The organism is Paraburkholderia sp. EB58, from assembly GCF_050436665.1.
Lineage (GTDB): Bacteria > Pseudomonadota > Gammaproteobacteria > Burkholderiales > Burkholderiaceae > Paraburkholderia.
Genome location: NZ_JBNDMQ010000008.1, coordinates 155,717 through 174,026, shown reverse-complemented (window position 1 = coordinate 174,026; position 18,310 = coordinate 155,717). Strand labels below are relative to the sequence as shown.

The following is an 18,310-nucleotide window of genomic DNA, read 5'->3' as shown; positions in this document are numbered from 1 at the left end:
ACCGGTGCCGACGCGGTTATGACAGGCACCGCTGCACTGTGCTCAAGACCCTTGTCGGTAGCACTCCATTGAGCGAATACACCGTCGATGCAATGCACGTCAGCACAGCTATCGCGTTTCCGCTTCCAGGCCGCGATGTCGTTCGCTGTCAGCTTTCCTTGCTGAACTAGCCTCTGCTGCTGCTCATAGATGTCGTCGTACTCGTGGTTCAAAATCGCGTGGTCGCATATGACCCGCTGGGCCGGCTGTTGCGTGCTCTCACATTGAATGTCGGTTGCCCTTGAGATTGGGCTGCAGAGAAGCAGAAATAGCAGGACTGCGCATCTGATGCTCCTAGGGTGCAAAAGCAATTCGTCTTCCTCTGGGTACGGGTCAATTTGATAATACTCCGGTCAAGAAGCACCAAGCCACTGCACATGTTAGGCACCCAGTCGATGTTCGCAGTATTGCCGGTGACGGTCGTCGGGGGTCCCCTCATGCAACTCTGGGGCCAACCGACGCCGAGGAAAAGCGTAGACTGCCGCCCCTAGTTCCGCACCTCGCTTACCGCTGGTGTTGGCGATAGGCGCTATTGGCCGATTTGTCGGCTTACGTGGTTTTCCTGCTGATTCAACGCGTAGTTTTCTCGCCGGGTGATATGGCTGCCGTTCTGGCTTGCCATATCGCGCTCCTCCCGGCGAATCTGATGGTCATCGCGATGCAGTCTCGCCGCCTCGGCGTTCGACATTTTGCCTTCCCGAACTTGCTGATGAATTCGTCGTTGCTGATTCGCGAGGCGATGGTTGACCTCAACGCGGTGTGGGTGCATCGCATCCCAGTTGGTTTGCGCTGACGCGGTGCCGGCGAATGACAAGGCAAGTGCTGCGACAGCGGCGATTTTGTAGGCAATGTTGTGCATGTTCGTCTCCGATTGGGTTGAAGGGACGGTTGCTAGCCGTTCATCTCCTCAACGTCCCGGACGACCACGATGTTGACCAATGAGTTGTGAGTTCTCAAACCGAATATTTCGCTTTCGGACGGGACTTCCAAGAGGGCCCGGGACGCGGTAGATGTTTCAAATTTACACGTCTCGTTACACACAAACACACCGGCAGTCTGCGCTCCAAATATAGTGCGTGCACAACTGACAAGTAAGGCACGTTATGAAAAGAATCTTTGCGCTGATGCTGATGGCCGTGTGTCTCGGCAGCATACTCAGCGGCTGCATCGTTGTCCCTGAAGGCGGCTACCACGACCATTATCACGACCACGACCACTATTGACGTCGACTGAATTGCTTGCGCATTCACTTTCTCACTGACGCATCCTGGACTATGAAAATTATGAGCATCTCACGCACACGCTGGTTCGCAATGGCACTGGCCGCCGGCCTCGGCGTCGGTGTATCTGCTACCGCATTCGCGCACGTTGATGTCGGTGTCAATATTGGTGTCCCGGGTGTCGTGTACGCGCCCGAGCCGGTCTACGCTCCGCCTCCGCCGGTGTACGTTGAACCACCCCCCGCCGTTGTCATTGGTCCGGGCTGGTATGGGGACAGGTACTACGATGGCCATCGCTACTGGGAGCGTCGTGAGTGGGAGCAGCGCCATCACGATGAACGGGAGTGGCGCGACGCCCGGGACCATTATGATGGGCATCGTGGCGACTGGGGCCATGACCACGACGGCGGAGGCCCGCAAGGTGACTGGCACCGCGACCACGGAGACGGCGACGAGAGGCACGACCATTGACACGAGCAGTGTCCGTTGAGGCGTTGGGCACAATGGCAATCCGATGGGCTTATGTCGCAGCGTGCGCGTTACCTGGTGGCCTTTTCCTGCGGCTATCCGGCCGCGCTCACCGGCGAAAGTACAGGCACTCAAGGATTCCCCTCGTTGCAACGCTGGTCGCGAGGTGCTCCAGCTCCCCGGTGTTGTACCACCTACACTCGAATATCTCGTTTTGCGGGACAGGAGCTTCTGAATTCAGGACCTTGGCTTCGAACACATGCTGCAGGTTGTCTTTGCCACCAAATTGAAACAGGTACGTTATGGACTGTGCGACCAGGGTGGTCCGAGTGTCTTGATTAGTTCGCCCCGATTGAAACATACCCGTGCTTCGCGATGCATTTCCTGGCCACTGTTGAATACACGCCTGAGAAGTTCGTAGAACACGTCAGCGTCGCCCTGGTCGAGCCCTCGACCGGCGGTCTGGAACACCTTTATGTCGCTCGTTTTGGTCGTCGCAAGCTCCGTCTTCGCGAAATACTGGGGACGCTCGGCCTTCGGCCCGTAAGACTGCGTGCTAAAGATGGCGCTTCGCGCGAGCGCGTGCGCGGTGACGGAGTTTTTCCCCAAGCCGTGGGGAAGCGGCAGCTTCGGCCATGCTGCTTGCGTGTTGTTCTGTGCTGCGGTCATTGTCGTTCCTGTCAGGGTTACATGGCCGCCCGACGGACGGCAGACAGTATACGGCGAGATAGGAACCATGCCCGTGACGACCAGGGACCTGTGGCTGGAGCGACGGGGACTTGTGGCTAAGAGCGAGGGACCTGTAGCGCCGTGGAGATGGAAGACTCAGCTGAAATGCACGGACTTTTTGGGAGAATGGCGAGGCCAATACATATTTAAAAGAGTTTCAATTAAGACTATTCAAGGGCCAACTCAGCTCGCTTCGCTCGCTCCTCCCGGCGAGGCGCCACTCTGCCTCCGGCGGAGACGCCAATTCGTGCCTGACGGATTTTGCTTACCAGGACAGGCGGCCTGTCACCATCTGCACTCAACGATGTTTACCGCCCGCGGAGACCCGCATCGATGCGCCGAACCTGTCCTGCCGTCGAAGGATAGGTGGTAGCTGCCACGTGCCTCGCCTGGTCAACCTGCGCCCCTGGCCGGAATATGCCGAAGGCTGGCGCAGTTCATCAACCTTGATTGGGGGTGGGGACCTGTGGCTATGCGACGACTGCAGCCGTTCCGCACCGCTCGGTGTTCCAAGAGCTGACGGAAGAGGTCACGGTAGCCGAGTCGCCGCCGCGCCCAATCCCCCATGCCAAACGAGACAATGATGGATGCCCAGTCGGCGCGAGCCTCGCGACAGACGCGCTTGCACGGCTAGGAGGCTATAGTCGCCCCGGCACGCTACCCGTCTTGATACGTATCGATATGAACATCACTCGGCGAGTGCGGCACCCTGCATGACATCATGCAATGCACGCACGGCGCCTATGGCAGTGCGAAGGTGAAGTACGGCACCTCGCCGCACAACACCTCATCGATATGTCGTACCTCCTCGGCGAGCTGCCATCAACGAGCCGTATTCCATTGATGGCGTAATCCCGGGCCCAAGAGTGACATCGGGCGCGCGTTGCCATTTCAATCTATTCGTTTCAACACGCGATACATCCCCGGTTCACGGGCTCACAGTCAATGCACTACTACGGTCACCTGTTATTGAGCCGACCGACCGCGAGGGTGCATTCCCGCAGTGGACATCGCAGTCTGTCCTGGAACCATTGAGGTTCTCGATGGGAGCGGGAAGGTTCGACCTGTCGCGTGCACCCGCTGAACAGGGCTACGAGCCCTCCGCTTCGTTGCCGTAAGGCATCGATTCTTACGTGGACTGGCTGCAGCATCACCCGTTTTAAGTCGCCTTCCGGATGCGTTCGTCATTCACCGGTAGGAACCGCCCGTTCCAAGATTGACGGCAGTTGCGCGCTCGCGCATTGAACCCATCCTCTCAAGCTCTGATGCGCCCCTCGGGATGACCAGAGTTTTGCGCCAACGCTGACGGCTGGCTTTTTCAATCGAGTGGTCAGTGCGCAGACGAACATATACACACAAGCATTCAATCCAAAATCAGGGGACTGATAATTCCATGAGACTGACGACAATCGCCGCCGGTAGAGGCCTTCTTTTCGCGTCGAAGGCAAATGCGCAAAGCGGCGTGACGCGGTATGAAACCATCGACGAAGGCTTCGGCTAGATGTAGGTCCAGTGCCCGCTCCACGAAGTCTTCGCTAGCCTTGACAATCGCGGAGCCGGCTCGCACGCTTGAGGATGGCGAGGCCTGCCAAACGCTTGTAATCAAGGCGCTTGACGTGTTCCCCGAACACTGCCAACGGCTCGAACGCAATAAGGAGATTTGCGTTGCGGCTGCGGGCGTCCCGCGGCTTGCTCCCGAGTCGGGGGGCACATAATGTGTGAGGCCGAAGTTACTTTTTTTTTGGCGAGGTAAATTGGAGATGAAGGTACCGGACGTTGGGGGTCCAAGGTCACCGAAAGGGCCTTCTTGAAGTCTGCGCTCAATAGTCAAAGCTCTCTCTCGGAGGGTTCATGTGTCGTCTACCGTCATATTCGCCCATCACGGCCTTGCTTCTCGACGCCATTGAAACTTCGCGTTGTTCAGAGCGCGACCTGACATTTCGCGCGTGTGACGCCGCGTTCGGTAGCAATCTGGCAGAACCTTTAACTCGCTCGCGTCGGGTGCCCCGGGTCCACGACGAACCGAGTGCTCTCTCTCAGATGACTATCGGGTTACGAGAACGTATCTGGCGGCGTCCGCGCTAACATTAGAGCCATCGCCAAAACGACCTACTCCTGAAAAATGGCCACGGGTCTCGACTTCGAAGACTGTAGAACTAGACGGTAAGAACCACGTTACACCCATGATATCGAACGTCTCAGACCTCGACCTTCGCTTGATTCGAACGTTCTTGGCGGTTGTAGACGCGCGCGGCGTGACCGCTGCACAAGTAACGTTGAATGTTAGTCAGCCAGCAATCAGTTCTCAATTAGCCACACTGGAAACTCGATTAGGGTTTCGCCTCTGCGAGCGTGGACGCAGTGGATTTTCCTTGACTGGCCGTGGTGAGCGCTTCGCAGAGTCGGCCCGTAAACTCCTTGACGCAATCGACAACTTTTCGACTGAGTCGCGGAATCTCGACAAAAAACTGATTGGTAAGCTGACCATATGCATCATTGGTCATGCCGAACTGAAACAGAACGCACGTTTGAGTCAAGCGATTCAACGATTTCTTGGACGTGACCAGGCCGTCCATCTCTCGGTGATTGTCAGGTCGCCCGGTGAGATAGAACAGGAGGTGTTTTCGGGAGCCATCGACGTGGCAGTCGGATACTTCTGGCACCGAGCCCCGTTGCTGGATTATGTACCGCTCTTCGTCGAGAAGCAGACGGCATATTGTGGAACCGGTCATTCGTTGTTCGGACGATGTAGTGCGACAGAATCCGAGCTCACCGATTTAATTTGGGTACATCGGAGATACCCGGTCCCAGAAGCGAACTATTTCTTTGGCAACACCGGGGTCGTCGCTGGGCCTGTGGCTGAAAATATGGAAGCGGCGGCACTTCTAATCATGTCAGGGAAATACATTGGCTACCTGCCGAATCACTACGCGGAACCTTATGTGACGCAAGGTTTGCTTCATCCTCCAAGTAAGATACTGCTTTCTCACGATGTGACGTTCCATATGGCGACTCGCAAGGCGCCTCGCCGTACGGATGTAGCACAGGCATTTGTGGAGGATTTGCGGGCTGTTTATCTCGCCGAAACGGAAGTCGGCGCTTTAGTGTACTGAAGCAGAGGCGACATTGGTGTCGATTGCCCAATGTCGCCTCCACGTTGCCAAACGCTGATTTCGATAGGTCAGGCCGCCTTCTACGCTTCAGTTCAGTAGCCGCGCGAGAAGTCGACCTGCTGCGCGAGCCGCTCACCATTGAGCGCACGCCGTATATTCTGCGCGACTGCGATTGAGGCGGTTTCCGGCGTTGATATGCCTGCCACGTGAGGCGTCACCAAAACAGCGGGATGTCCCCAGAACGGATGAGCAGGTGGGAGCGGCTCTACGATTGCGACGTCCAGGGTTGCTGCTTGAATCTGCCCAGCGTCAATTGCGGCGAGAAGGTCCGCGTCTACGAGATGATGCCCGCGCCCCATATTTATGAGGCAAGCACCTCGCTTACACTGAGCGAAGAACTCTCGACTGAGAATCGAACGAGTATCGTCCGTCAGCGGGAGCACATTGATGACGATGTCCGAGCTTGCCAGCATATCGGACAGACCACCTTTGCCAGAGTAGGTTGCAATATCATCGACGTCTTTTGGCGTTCGACTCCAACCCGACACTTCAAATCCCTCTCCTGCAAGGGCCTTCGCAATCGCCCCGCCGAGCTCGCCCAGACCTAGAATGCCGACGGACGTCTCCTGCGCAAGTGTTGCCGGGAGAAAGGTCCACTGTGCTTCCCTTGATTGTCTTTCGAACAGGTGAAATTTGCGGTGGTAGCGGAAGGTCGCTGCTTTAGCGTACTCAATCATGGTCTGAGTAAGCGAATCATCGACGAGCCGTGCCAGTGGAACATCCTTAGGCAACTTATCGGGGTCGAGTTGATTGATTCCAGCTCCAAGTGAGAGAACAGCCTTCAGATTCTTGAAGGAGGACAGTCCTCGGTTCGGAAGTTTCCAAACCAGCGCGACATCCACTGATTCTGGTTCTTCGCAGACCTCGCCCACCGAATATTTCATATTCGGAAAGTGTTGCGAAAGCGCCGCCCTCCACTCTTCTGGAGAATCAATATTGCTGTTGAAATAGATGTGTGGTTTCATTTTTAGCTCACGTACAAGCGCAAGACATTGCGGCATGGATGCAGTTCAGGCTCCTATTGCCTAGCCTCTAAGCGGCAGGGTTTCGATGTTGTACCCATGCGCGATTGAACGCTCAAGAACGGGGTCATACATCTCGACTTCCAGGCGCCGGGCAAATCGAAGCGACCCGATGACGTTGAAGGTACCGTTGTACATCAAAGTCCCATCGCAAAACGCTTCCTCACATTCAGCCAGCCCGTCGAGAAGTGCGGCAGGGTCGAGCATGGCCGAAACTTGGCCTTCCTGATACAGCGTCCGTTCACCGTTTTCGACAACCCATGCGCGGAGATAAATCTGGTCCCAGTGAGGCGCAACCTCGTCGAACGGCCACGCTTTGGTCGCCACTGGCTTATCGCACATTTGCTTCGCGACCGTTACCCCGTAGGCCTCGACGTCGTTCTCGGTATGGTCGGAGCCGACGGAGACATAGAGCTCGCCGTCGTACTGGAAGAGTACGAATTCGACCTCACCAGAATTCCCGACACCAGGTACGTCGATTACTTCGGCGCGGGTAAGCCTGGCCGCAGAAACGCGGTAAAAGACCGGTGTGGTCTCAGGGGCCTTCACACCACGTTCGGCAAGCTCCTCAATGTGATGACGGACGGCTGCTTGGTCTCGGCCGGTCCATCCGGCGACCACCAGACGATTGATGGGAACATTGATAGTCTCGCTCGCTCCCTGACGAGCTACTTCAAAAGACAAATGTTTCTCTGCGGACATGACATCTCCTTTGGAAATTCGTTTTTGTTTGGTGCGGTGAAAATGAGAACGGCGCTTACTAAAGCGACCCGGCCAAAAATTGTTGAAGACGAGGGCTCGTCGGTCGCTCAAGAATTTCAGTGGGGTCTCCCTCCTCTTCGATTCGACCTTGGTGCAAGAAGATTGTGTGGTTCGAGACGTTCCGTGCGAACGCCATCTCGTGAGTGACGACTATCATCGTGCGGCCTTCGGTCGCAAGCTTTTGCATCACACGCAGCACTTCTCCGACCAATTCTGGGTCCAGTGCAGACGTCGGCTCATCGAAAAGCATGACGTCTGGCTCAACGGCAAGCGCCCTCGCAATCGCTGCACGTTGCTGCTGGCCCCCCGAGAGATGCGCTGGGTAATAGTCTCGACGTTCGTAGAGGCCGACTTGCTGGAGATACTGCTCGGCACGTTCTTTAGCGTCTTCCTTCGACATTCGTTGAACATGCATAGGCGCCAACATAACGTTCTGCAGAACCGTCAGATGAGCCCACAGGTTGAAGCTCTGAAACACCATTGCCAGCTTTGACCGAATGCGTTCGAGTTGTCGAAGGTCCGCTGCAACAAGGTTTCCGCATCTACCGCGGCTCAGCTTGAGTTCTTCGCGGCTAGAGAAGATTCGCCCCTCATTCGGCGCCTCCAACAAGTTCATGCACCGCAAAAGAGTGCTTTTCCCTGAGCCACTCGAGCCTATGATGCTGATGACGTCACTCGTCTTAGCTTCGAGAGAGATTCCCTTCAAGACCTCGTGTGTTCCGAACTTCTTGTGGAGGTTTTCAACCGAGAGTTTGCTCATGGGTATTCTCTCTTACGTTAGTGGGAATCGACGGTACCGCCGCTGCTTGCTGTGTTTCGCGCGGGTGAAGATGGCGCAGGAATCGACGTTCAAGGCTCTTGAAAACGCGTTGCGTGGCCATCGAAAGTACGAGATAAATCGCGCCAATCGTGAGATATGGTTCAAAGGATATGTAGAAAAGCGAACTCACTGCTCGAGCGGCGCCGGTGAGGTCAATGACAGTGATAAGGCTGACGAGCGAGGTCGAGTGGAGGAGCAAGATGATTTCATTCGCGTATTGCGGTAGCGCGCGACGAAACATTGCCGGTATCAGAACATACCGATAAATCTTTATGCGAGGCATACCGAAACTCACAGCCGCCTCAATCTCTCCATGAGGCAGGTCCTGGATGCATCCGGAAAAGATTTCGGTGGTATAGCCGGCCGTGCTGATGCCAAGCGCAATCACTGCACAAAAGGTGGCATTCGCTAGAATGGGGCCCAGGAGGCTTTCTCGCACGAGGTCAAGTTGGCCGAGACCGAAATAGACGAGATAGAGCAACACCACAACAGGTGCTCCTCGTATGACGAAGGTCAGGGATGCGACGGGCCACGACAGCCAGCGACTTTTTGAGACTCGCATCAACGCGAGGGGAATGGCAGCAAGAAGCCCAATCAGCACAGAACCCAACAGTAGAAGAACTGTGGTAGCCAGGCCAGAGGCGAACATCTGCCAATTTTCGGCGACGATTTGCCAGTTCATGGTTGCCTCTCGCTGATTATCGTGCACCGCTGGCAGCGCCAGTGCGGTACCTAGTGGAGACGCTCCTCAACGCAAGGAGTGACACGGCTGATAGCGCCAAGTACACCAGCAGAGAGACGATGTAGAAGGCAAAGTCTTGATGTGTAGCTTGGGCCGCATATTTCGCTCGAAAGATGACATCCTGCAGGCCGATGACTGATACGACTGCTGTCCCTTTAACGAGGGTCAGCCAGTTGTTGGTGAATCCGGGCAACGCGTAGCGAATCATCTGAGGCAGGCGAACCAAAGTCCAAACTTGCGTTGGGGTCATTCCGAATGCGTAGGCTGCCTCAATCTGCCCCACCGGGATGGCGAGCAATGCGCCTCGAAAGGTTTCGGCCATGTAGGCACCGAAGATGAAACCAAGCGTCAATGAACCCGCGACGAAGGGAGGAATGTTCACTTGCCAGTTTTTCCCGACCAGCGAGCCGAGCGTGGTGAAGACGTCTGGTATGCCGTAAAACACAATCAGCATCAGCACCAAGTCTGGGATGCCTCGTACGACCTGTGTGTAACCGTCCGCGACCCGATGCAGAGCGCGAGAGTTAGACACCTTGAATATTGTTGCCACCAGACCGAAAGCAATGGAACAGGCAAGAGCGCTCGCGGCAAGACCTAGTGTCAACCAAGCTCCGTTTAGCACCATCGCAACGTAGTCTGAGAACATAGTTGCCTCGCTTCGTGGTTCGACAGATTGATGCAGTAGGAGGCCCGAATCGGACCTCAACTCCCTGACGCGTGAAGACTTCGATGCGGTCTACTGAGCCGCGGTGATGTCGTGCCCGAAGTACTTCATGCTCACCTTGGTGAAGGTTCCATCGGCCTTGGCTGCGGCTATTGCGCGATTGAAAGCCTCTCTGAGCTCGCTATCGTCCTTGCGGAAGGCGAGCCCAACGCCAGCACCGAGAGCCGGGTCGTTCGAGCCCGTGAAGGAGGGGCCGATGTACTCAAAATTCTTGCTGTTATCACCGAGCTTCAGGAACGCCTCGTCGGTTTGCACCGTGTACCCAAAAGTCAGGTCGGCACGACCGTTTTTCAAATCGAGGAACGGGTCGCCCTGACCGGTGTACCTTTTGATATTTACAGTACTTCCGTAGGTTTTTGTCAGGAAGCTGTCTTGCGCACTGCCACCCTCGATTGCGATTGTCTTGCCTTTCAAGCCTTCCGGACTAATTGTGATGTTCGAGCCCTTCTTTGCAATGAAGCGGTTGTAGACTGTCGCGTAGGTGTCAGAGAATGCCACAACCCGCTCGCGAGGGGGCGTCTTCAACAGCCACCCCGAGATGATGTCAATCTTATGGCTTTGCAAAGAAGGGATAAGCGAGTCAAAACTCTGGTTGACAAAGACGCATTTAATCTTGACGCGTCCACAGAGGTTTCTCACAACATCAACCTCGAAGCCGCCGATAGAACCGTCAGCGTTGACTTGGGCGAACGGCATATACGACCCATCGGTTCCGACTGTGACCGTTTCGGGTAAGGCGGCATACGACGCCGAGCAAAAAAGCGCCGAGGCGGCAATGATGGCTTTGATTTTCATGGTTTTCCCTGTGGCGAGTAGTAGGTTAGCTAACGAGTCTTTTTTGGAAACGTAGGAGTGCGGGCGGCCGTTTGAGTCAGCGACTACTTCCGGTACTTGACTCCCGGCATTACGCACAACATCTCAAAAGCAAGATTGGCCGCCAGGAGCGCAGTGTTGCCTTGCGGGTCATAAGGGGGCGACACCTCGACCATGTCCGCACCGACTAGATTCAACCCGCGCAAGCTGCGAATGACTTCAAGTCCCTGCATTACAGTGAGGCCACCAATTTCTGGCGTTCCGGTGCCTGGAGCAAACGAAGGGTCCAAGCCGTCCACGTCAAAGCTGAGATACAGTGGTGCCGACCCGATGCGCTCGCGAACTTCTTCCATCAACGGGACGAGAGACTTGCCCCAGCACTCCTCCGCCTGCACCACACGAAACCCTTGGTCCGTACACCAGTCAAAATCGTCTGCCGCGTAGCCAGTACCTCGCAGCCCGATTTGAGTGACACGCTTACAATCGAGAAGCCCCTCTTCAACAGCACGTCGGAACGGCGTGCCATGCGCAATTTTTTCACCGAACATCGTGTCGTTGACGTCCGCGTGAGCGTCAACATGCACTACCGCGACCTTTCCATACTTGCGATGCATTGCGCGCAGTATGGGTAGGGCGATAGTATGGTCGCCGCCAAGCGTGACGGGCCGGCAGCCATTCGCGATAATTTGGTCGTAGGCCTTCTCAATGCGGGTAATCGAATCGAAGATGTTGTACGGGTTGGTTGCTACGTCACCAAAGTCCGCGATGCGCAGTGAGTCAAAGGGCGCAGCCCGTGTCGCCATGTTGTAAGGCCGCAGAAGCACGCTTTCGCTTCGAATTTGCCGCGGACCATACCGAGCGCCATTGCGATTCCCGGTTCCCAAATCAAAAGGAACGCCCACGAAGCATGCGTCGAGATTCTCAGTCGACGCGACGTGGGGAAGACGCATCATCGTTGCAATGCCTCCGAACCGGGGCATTTCATTTCCGCTAAGCGGCTGGAAGATAGTCTCGCTGAAGCTGTTCATGAATCTTTCCTTGGTTTGTGTCTCGGAGGACCATCTGAAGCGGCGTTAGAGGTAGTGTCGCCGGACAAAAACACATTCCAATACCTATGTTTGCACGTTTGCATCAGCTCCCAGTTATGTATTGAATTGTCTTGAAAGGCTTACTCCTGTTGACGTCCGCGCTGGGCGCGGCTAATCGCGGCCAAAGACCGGGCGGTGATACATTTGCGTGCTGGTTTACAGTGGGACGCGCTGCTGCACCGGCCTCAACGCGGTTCATCGAGGGCGGTTTTCGTCGGTTGACGTCGTGATAGTGAGATGCTTCGCGGGTTAAAGCACCGCCAATCATGGCAAGGCTGGAGGAGTTCTCGAGAGGGAGTCGCCGAGAAGCGGACGGTTCACCCTCCAAGGTTGGCCCCGAGCAAGCTGTGTCAACCGCGGAGATTGAGACAGCTATTGAACGTTTTGCTAATCGAGGTTGCCTTGGCAGACATATTTGATTGACAGGTAATCGTCGAGGCCATATTTCGACCCTTCGCGCCCGTAACCTGACTCCTTGACTCCACCGAACGGCGCCGCTTCACTCGCAACGCCCCCTTCATTCAGTCCCACAACGCCGGCTTCCAGTCGACGCGAAACGCGTTCTGCGCGACGCATGTCCCGTGTATAGAAATAGGCGGCCAAGCCGAACGGCGTGTCGTTGGCAAGCGTGATTGCTTGCTCCTCCGTTTCGAATCGGTACAGCGGCGCCACGGGGCCGAACGTCTCCTCGCAAGTGATGAGCATATCGTTCGTTGCATTCGTGAGAACGGTGGGGGCATAGTAGTTCTGGCCCAAATCCTCAAGGCGAGTGCCGCCGACGAGAACCGATGCGCCTTTCGAGACGGCGTCGTCCACATGCCGCGCAATTTTCGCTACGGCCTTGGGGTTAATCATCGGTCCGATTTGAGCCTGCGGGTCAGTCGCTGGCGCAACCTTGAGCGCGCTCACGCGCGCGACGAGGAGCTCAGCGAACTTGTCAAACACGCCAGCTTGTACATAAATTCGATTCGGGCAGACGCACGTCTGGCCGCCATTGCGGAATTTCGCAGCCATCAGCCCGACAACGGCCGCATCAAGGTCGGCATCGTCGAAGACAATGAAGGGAGCGTTGCCACCTAACTCCAACGATAGCTTCTTCAGCGTGCCAGCCGACTCACGGGCGAGATATTTCCCGACTGCCGTGGAGCCCGTGAACGTAATCTTGCGCACGCGGTCATCGGCAAGCCAGTCTCCCACCGCTTCGATGCCTTGGTCGCGCGAGGCACTCAGCATGTTGAGAACACCTGCGGGCACGCCGGCTTCTTGCGCAAGCATCGCAAGCGCGAGCGCGGTAAGTGGAGTATCTTCGGCCGGCTTGCTGACGACTGTGCAACCGGCAGCAAGCGCCGGTGCGATTTTGCGAGCAATCATCGCCAAAGGGAAGTTCCATGGTGTGATTGCGGCAACGACTCCCACAGGCTCCTTGATTGCCCACATCTGTTTGCCGCGTTGTTGTTGCGGAATGAGGTCGCCGTAGATGCGTATAGCTTCGTCTGCAAACCATGCGACGTACGACGCACCATAGGCAACTTCGCCACGGCTCTCAGTCATTGGCTTGCCTTGCTCCATCGACATGAGCGTGGCAAGGTCTTCCGTGTTCTCAACGATAAGCGAATGCCAGCGCCGGAGGATTTCAGCGCGCTCCCGAGGCAACCGTTGTCGCCATTCTCTCGCCGCTTCACTTGCGGCGTCAGTAGCGGCACGTGCGTCGGCCTTCCCACTGTTCGCAACTTCCGCGATTACTTTGCCCGTTGCGGGGTTAGTCACAGGATAGCGAGCCATGTCGGCCGCATCGGTCCAAACCCCACCGACAAAGTTCTGTCTACGGAGTAACTCTTCTCTTTGCAGTCTCAGTTCCATGTTGTGTGTCTCTACAATATCTGCCAGACCGGGCGCGCCATAGGGACGGACGCTATGCGGTCGTTTTCTCGCGTGCGATAGGGGTTACAGATGCAGACGGGCAGGTGGCGCGACGTGTCAATTACAACCGCGACGTTCACCGACTGGCCGCACATGGACGTTCCCGCACCGCGAGTAAGAACAGGAACATCGGCCTCGCGGCAGGCTTCCATTACGGCGACGACATCGTCAACCGTGCGCGGAAGCACGACGCCGATAGTTACCTGCCGATAGTTGGACGCTTCGGATGCGTAGGCCGCCCGCGAGCCGGCGTCGAAACGTACGTCTGCGGTCGACGTGTCGGCTAGTTGGCGTGGCAGATGCAGCAGTCGATTGAGGGCGGGACGCGAAGGCGCGGCAGATTTGTTCATCGTCATCTACTGTGGATAGGCAACTGAACTGCACGCTCGACACATTCCGCTTGCATGAACGTGCTTCGGAGTCGTTCCGCATTAGAACGTAACACAAAATCGAAGTCTTCCTACGTTGCGTAGGAAATTCGAGCTCAGTCTTGCTGTAGCCTGTACAGAGTCATTGCCACCTGAACCTGAAACCGAACTTTAGAGTCTTCGAAAGTAACCCCGAGAACTTTTTCGATTTGTTCAAGCCGATATCGCATCGTGCTGATGTGAATGTCGAGTGCGCGAGCTGTGTGGGCGAGCTGAAATCCCCCGTTGGCAAGCACCTCCAAAGTCTCGAGCAGTGCTTCACCGCGAGGGCGAGACATGAGCGGCGTGACAAGACGGTTAATCAGCATCCCGCGCGCGTCAGTATCGCCGAGCAATGCCCTCGGGAAAAGAATCTCGTCAAAATCGTGCAGGCGTCCCGGCCGCAGCGAAGATAAGAGAGCATCGACGTCTTTAGAACCTTGTGCCATCCCATCGATACCGGTGTGTACGCGACTGACCGCCATGGCGCATTTTTTGTCTCCTATTGCGGTCCATAAAACGTCCGCTGACGTGTCGACTGACAGAATGAATTTGATTTGATTGAGCCAGATGGCTATCAGTTCAGGGTTTCCACTGGCGCGGAGATGACGTTTAAGCTTCTCAACCCAGCGCTCTCGGAGCTCCAACCCTTGCGTGGTCAGTGGAATGGGCTCATCGAGCAGAACAAGGCAGACCCTGTAGTTGGTGGTTTCGTTCCAGCCGCGCACCTTGGCTCGCTCGAGTGCACTGGCGCTTGGAGAAAATTCTCCGTCCAGCAGTCCGGCGACAAGTGCATAGCCTAAACGGTCCTCTTGCTGACTGAGCTGTTGTTGATGCATGAGGTGAAGAGCCGCCACAATGCTGGCATGCTCCAAGGCACGCATGTCCAACTCATCGGCCTCATGTCCTTCAAGGTCGAGCCAGAGAATCGCCACTATCTTGTCTTGCAGATAGACGGCGATGCTTAGCTTGGAAAGCACTTCGGAGTGGACCTGAAAAGGCACTAGCACCGGCCGACGAAGCACCGTGATGTCGACTGCTGATTTGGCGAGGGTCTGTATAAACTGTTGTTCGAGCTGCTGGGTCTCAACTTGATGCGTCGAACTTCCGAGAACCCGTCCAGAAGTGTCTGTGAACGTGGCTTGCCTGCCGAGCAGAGTGGTCAGCGTGTGAGCAATGTCGGATAGGCTGCTCGCAGACACTGCCGCATTCGTGAGAGCACGGTGCAACTGCTCAGAGCGCTCAATCATACTTGCTTGAAAATTGATGATTTTGGCGAGGATTTCGTGAGTGACTTGGCTGAAGGGAACAGCCCACGGCAGCTCGAACATCGGAAGCCCCACTCTTTGCGCTTCCTCGACTGCTTCAGGCGGAAAATGGTCTCGGAATTTTGGGATGGCTAAAACTACTCCGGCAAGACCAGCCTTAGCCAGTTCGCAGACGAGATGGCGTGACGCATTCGCGTCAGTTGGCCAGTTGTAGCCGGTTGTGAGGAGAAGCTCTCCCGACTTGACCCACTGGGCGATGTCTGGATGGTCGACCATGTGAACCCATGCTATGTCCCGGTCCAGGTTCTCCTCGCCAGCGACAACTTTGGCCTCGCGTAAAACAGTTTCACGGATTGCTGTATCGAGCTTCATTGCATGGGCGCGTTGCGCATCGATGTCTGACAAGAGGAGAAGGCGACCGGCCGCCGAGACTTCACGGCGACAGAATCCATTAGTTAGTAAGGAATTTACCCAGAAAAACGCTGATTCGTCAAAGTGAACGAAGAGCGTGATGAAAATTCCTACTTCTAGTAGGTATCCGCGAGAGTTCTGGTCCCCTAGTATGCGTTCACACTCTCTCGGAGATGACCGATGAACCAAAATTTAAGCGACAAGCAGAGCGTTGCAGCCATGCGTAGTGCGTTCGTTGCCCGCGGTGTTGCTACTGCGCATCCGGTAATTGCTAGTCGTGCTGCGGGCGCTTACTTGTGGGACGAAACGGGCCGAAAGTATCTCGATTTCGTGGGAGGTATTGGCGTGCTGAACGTCGGCCATAACCACCCGGCCGTAGTCGCCGCAGTGCAAAAGCAGCTTGAATCGTTTTCGCATGTCTGCTTTCAGGTCGTCGGTTACGAACCCTACATCCGGCTGGCTTCGCGTCTGTCGGACCTGGTGGCTCCCGGCCAAGGCTACAAGTCGGTCTTCCTGACCACAGGTGCCGAGGCTGTCGAGAACGCAATTAAAATTGCTCGCGGTTACACGAACCGCCCGGGAGTGATTGCGTTCCGCGGCGGTTTCCATGGCCGCACGCTCCTCGGCATGTCGCTCACGGGCATGAGCAGTCCCTACAAGCAGAACTTCGGGCCGTTCGCTCCTGACGTCTACCATGCACCGTATCCGAATGCGTATCACGGCATCACGTCGGACGATGCGCTGAAGGCGCTCCAGACAATCTTCAGCACGCAGATACAGCCCGACCGCGTGGCTGCAATTATTCTCGAGCCCGTCCAGGGCGATGGCGGCTTCCTCGCGGCGCCGGCAGAGTTCATGCAGGCATTGCGCGAACTCACGAAAAACCATGGAATCGTCTTTATTTGCGACGAAATCCAGACCGGCTTTGGGCGCACCGGCAAGATGTTCGGCTTCCAGCACTCAGGTATCCTGCCCGACCTGGTGACGGTCGCAAAGAGCCTCGCAGGCGGTCTTCCCATCTCGGGCGTGATTGGTCGGCCCGAAATTGTCGATGCTCCTCAACCCGGCGGACTCGGCGGCACGTATGGGGGCAATCCGCTCGCGTGCGCCGCGGCAAATGCTGTGCTCGACATCTTTGAGCAAGAGAACCTGCTCGAGCGCAGCGTGAAAATCGGTGAGCAACTGCGTGCGGGGCTGGAGGACCTGAAGGCAAAGCATTCCGAAATGGGCGAAATTCGCCAGATGGGCGCGATGGTTGCGGTCGAGTTCGTCTCCGATGCACAGGTCAAGACACCGGACAGCGCCCTGGTTCAGCGGGTGCTCGATTCAGCGCGCGAAGAAGGCCTGCTGATTATTAAGTGCGGCGTCGAGCGTAACGTTGTTCGCTTCCTGTCGCCCCTTAATGTCTCAGAGCAGGACGTCTCCGATGCACTCGGCATGTTCGGTCGTGCCCTGGCTGCTGCCAAGGCTGCAGCCTGAGCAAAGTCGGACGCACGGTACGACGCGTCAGAACTAGCGTCGCCGGCTCGATGAGCGGGCGCGAGGGCAACGCCTACGCGTCGTTTCGACGTTTGCAGTCCGCATTGCGTAAGCCTAACGGCCCATTCGTCGTCGTCCAGAGCGTCGGTGCGCGGTTCTGAAGATGCGATGTCAGCACCGGTCAACCGAGCTATCCGAATGCGAACGAGCTCGAGGTCCTCGCGAAGGTAGCGTTCCACGAACGACAGCATCGCTGGCAACGGAGTATCAGAAAAGTCGACGCCTTCTCTCTCCAGTAACGCTGATGCGCCGCGCCATCCGTTTCGGAGGTCGGTCAGCGCGATTTCATCGACAAGAGTCAGCTCGCGACTTGAGAGCTCATCTCTGCACGGGGCCAAGATGTCCGGCCCCAGCGCTCGGCGCCATGTGTCGTCAGTTGCGAGCACTTTGGCGCGATGCCGTCCCAGCAGTCGACTGGCCATTGCGGGGTCAAAGGCACAGCGCCTCGGTGCGCGCGCAGTCCGCTTGCTGGCTGCGTTCGCGGTGCACGGTACCGGAACGGCCGGCTCGCGCGCGGATGTGGCATCGTTACCGTGCGTCAGCGGCCTGAGACCGCGAAGGGTGTCATCTTTATTACGCTCGAAGACGAGACCGGAAACGTCAACGTCATCATCTGGCCCAAGGTGCTGGAGCAGCAGCGCAAGGAAGTCCTTGGCGCATCGTTACTCGGCATACTTGGTGTATGGCAGTGCGAAGGTGAAGTACGGCACCTTGTCGCGCAACACCTCATCGATATGTCGTACCTCCTTGGCGAGCTGCCATCAGTGAGTCGCAATTTCCATTGATGGCGTAATCCTGGGCCGACGGCTGACATCGGGCGCGCGTCGCCGCCCGAATCGATTCGCTTCAACACACGACTACATCCGCAGTTTACCGAATCAAAGTCCATGCATTACTGCGGTCGCCTGCTATTGAGTCGACTACCCGCGAGGTGGACTAGCATGGAGACGGAAACGGGAGATTCGCGCGACACGCATCACTTCGAGGAGACGCAACTCGCCGAGTTCTTGCGCAAGGATTCACGCTACCGTTCGGAGTAACTCGTAATGCCGCAAGACTCGATACGGCTCGCTGACGCGACTTCCGCCCCAGGCTCGCTCCTCGCGCTGCTCAGCGCACGCGTTCTGCTTCTCGCCGCCTTGGTCGGCTCCATGTGGACGGCACC

15 protein-coding genes and 1 pseudogene are annotated in these 18,310 nt (G+C 56.6%); 4 read left to right on the top strand and 12 right to left on the bottom strand.

The window, feature by feature from the left end:
* Nucleotides 1-568 precede the first annotated feature (568 nt).
* Nucleotides 569-898, bottom strand: a complete 330-nt coding sequence (locus tag P3T40_RS14230; protein ID WP_429268348.1) for a hypothetical protein — start codon at nt 896-898, stop codon at nt 569-571.
* A gap of 424 nt (nt 899-1,322) precedes the next feature.
* On the opposite strand from P3T40_RS14230, the gene P3T40_RS14225 reads away from it, so the two are divergent.
* Nucleotides 1,323-1,730 (top strand): hypothetical protein, encoded by a 408-nt coding sequence (locus P3T40_RS14225; RefSeq protein WP_429268347.1) that lies wholly within the window; start codon nt 1,323-1,325, stop codon nt 1,728-1,730.
* Nucleotides 1,731-2,027: 297 nt separating this feature from the next.
* On the opposite strand, the gene P3T40_RS14220 is transcribed toward P3T40_RS14225, so the two are convergent.
* Nucleotides 2,028-2,396, bottom strand: a complete 369-nt coding sequence (locus tag P3T40_RS14220; RefSeq protein ID WP_429268346.1) for a hypothetical protein — start codon at nt 2,394-2,396, stop codon at nt 2,028-2,030.
* A 2,243-nt stretch (nt 2,397-4,639) separates the two neighbouring features.
* Between P3T40_RS14220 and P3T40_RS14215 the strand changes: the two genes are divergently transcribed.
* Complete coding sequence (locus P3T40_RS14215) at nt 4,640-5,569, top strand: LysR family transcriptional regulator (RefSeq protein ID WP_429268345.1); 930 nt, start codon at nt 4,640-4,642, stop codon at nt 5,567-5,569.
* 92 nt (nt 5,570-5,661) lie between these two features.
* Here the strand turns inward: P3T40_RS14215 and P3T40_RS14210 are convergent, their stop codons facing one another.
* The 10 genes from P3T40_RS14210 to P3T40_RS14165 form a co-directional block, all read right to left on the bottom strand.
* Nucleotides 5,662-6,594 (bottom strand): 2-hydroxyacid dehydrogenase, encoded by a 933-nt coding sequence (locus tag P3T40_RS14210; protein WP_429268344.1) that lies wholly within the window; start codon nt 6,592-6,594, stop codon nt 5,662-5,664.
* Between the two features lie 60 nt (nt 6,595-6,654).
* Nucleotides 6,655-7,353, bottom strand: coding sequence for a DUF2848 domain-containing protein (locus P3T40_RS14205; protein ID WP_429268343.1), 699 nt, complete (start codon nt 7,351-7,353; stop codon nt 6,655-6,657).
* 58 nt (nt 7,354-7,411) lie between these two features.
* The gene (locus P3T40_RS14200; RefSeq protein ID WP_429268342.1) at nt 7,412-8,173 is read right to left on the bottom strand and encodes an ABC transporter ATP-binding protein; all 762 of its coding nucleotides are present in this window, start codon (nt 8,171-8,173) and stop codon (nt 7,412-7,414) included.
* Nucleotides 8,154-8,915, bottom strand: coding sequence for an ABC transporter permease (locus tag P3T40_RS14195; RefSeq protein WP_429268341.1), 762 nt, complete (start codon nt 8,913-8,915; stop codon nt 8,154-8,156). Before P3T40_RS14195 ends, P3T40_RS14200 begins: the two co-directional genes overlap by 20 nt.
* Before the next feature lie 16 nt (nt 8,916-8,931).
* Entirely contained in the window at nt 8,932-9,621 is a 690-nt protein-coding gene (locus tag P3T40_RS14190; protein ID WP_429268340.1) for an ABC transporter permease, read from the bottom strand.
* Nucleotides 9,622-9,711: 90 nt separating this feature from the next.
* On the bottom strand, nt 9,712-10,494 hold the full coding sequence (locus tag P3T40_RS14185) for a transporter substrate-binding domain-containing protein (RefSeq protein WP_429268339.1): 783 nt from the start codon (nt 10,492-10,494) through the stop codon (nt 9,712-9,714).
* 83 nt (nt 10,495-10,577) lie between these two features.
* On the bottom strand, nt 10,578-11,540 hold the full coding sequence (gene speB, locus P3T40_RS14180) for an agmatinase (protein ID WP_429268338.1): 963 nt from the start codon (nt 11,538-11,540) through the stop codon (nt 10,578-10,580).
* Between the two features lie 447 nt (nt 11,541-11,987).
* Nucleotides 11,988-13,460, bottom strand: coding sequence for an NAD-dependent succinate-semialdehyde dehydrogenase (locus tag P3T40_RS14175; RefSeq protein WP_429268337.1), 1,473 nt, complete (start codon nt 13,458-13,460; stop codon nt 11,988-11,990).
* An 11-nt stretch (nt 13,461-13,471) separates the two neighbouring features.
* Nucleotides 13,472-13,870: an FAD-binding oxidoreductase gene (locus tag P3T40_RS14170; RefSeq protein ID WP_429268336.1), complete on the bottom strand. Its 399-nt coding sequence runs from the start codon at nt 13,868-13,870 to the stop codon at nt 13,472-13,474.
* A 134-nt stretch (nt 13,871-14,004) separates the two neighbouring features.
* Nucleotides 14,005-15,567, bottom strand: a complete 1,563-nt coding sequence (locus tag P3T40_RS14165) for a PucR family transcriptional regulator (protein WP_429268335.1) — start codon at nt 15,565-15,567, stop codon at nt 14,005-14,007.
* A 219-nt stretch (nt 15,568-15,786) separates the two neighbouring features.
* Between P3T40_RS14165 and gabT the strand changes: the two genes are divergently transcribed.
* The gene (gene gabT, locus P3T40_RS14160; RefSeq protein ID WP_429268334.1) at nt 15,787-17,085 is read left to right on the top strand and encodes a 4-aminobutyrate--2-oxoglutarate transaminase; all 1,299 of its coding nucleotides are present in this window, start codon (nt 15,787-15,789) and stop codon (nt 17,083-17,085) included.
* 551 nt (nt 17,086-17,636) lie between these two features.
* Nucleotides 17,637-17,930, top strand: a pseudogene (locus P3T40_RS14155) (OB-fold nucleic acid binding domain-containing protein); the annotation flags it as partial.
* Nucleotides 17,931-18,310: the final 380 nt, after the last annotated feature.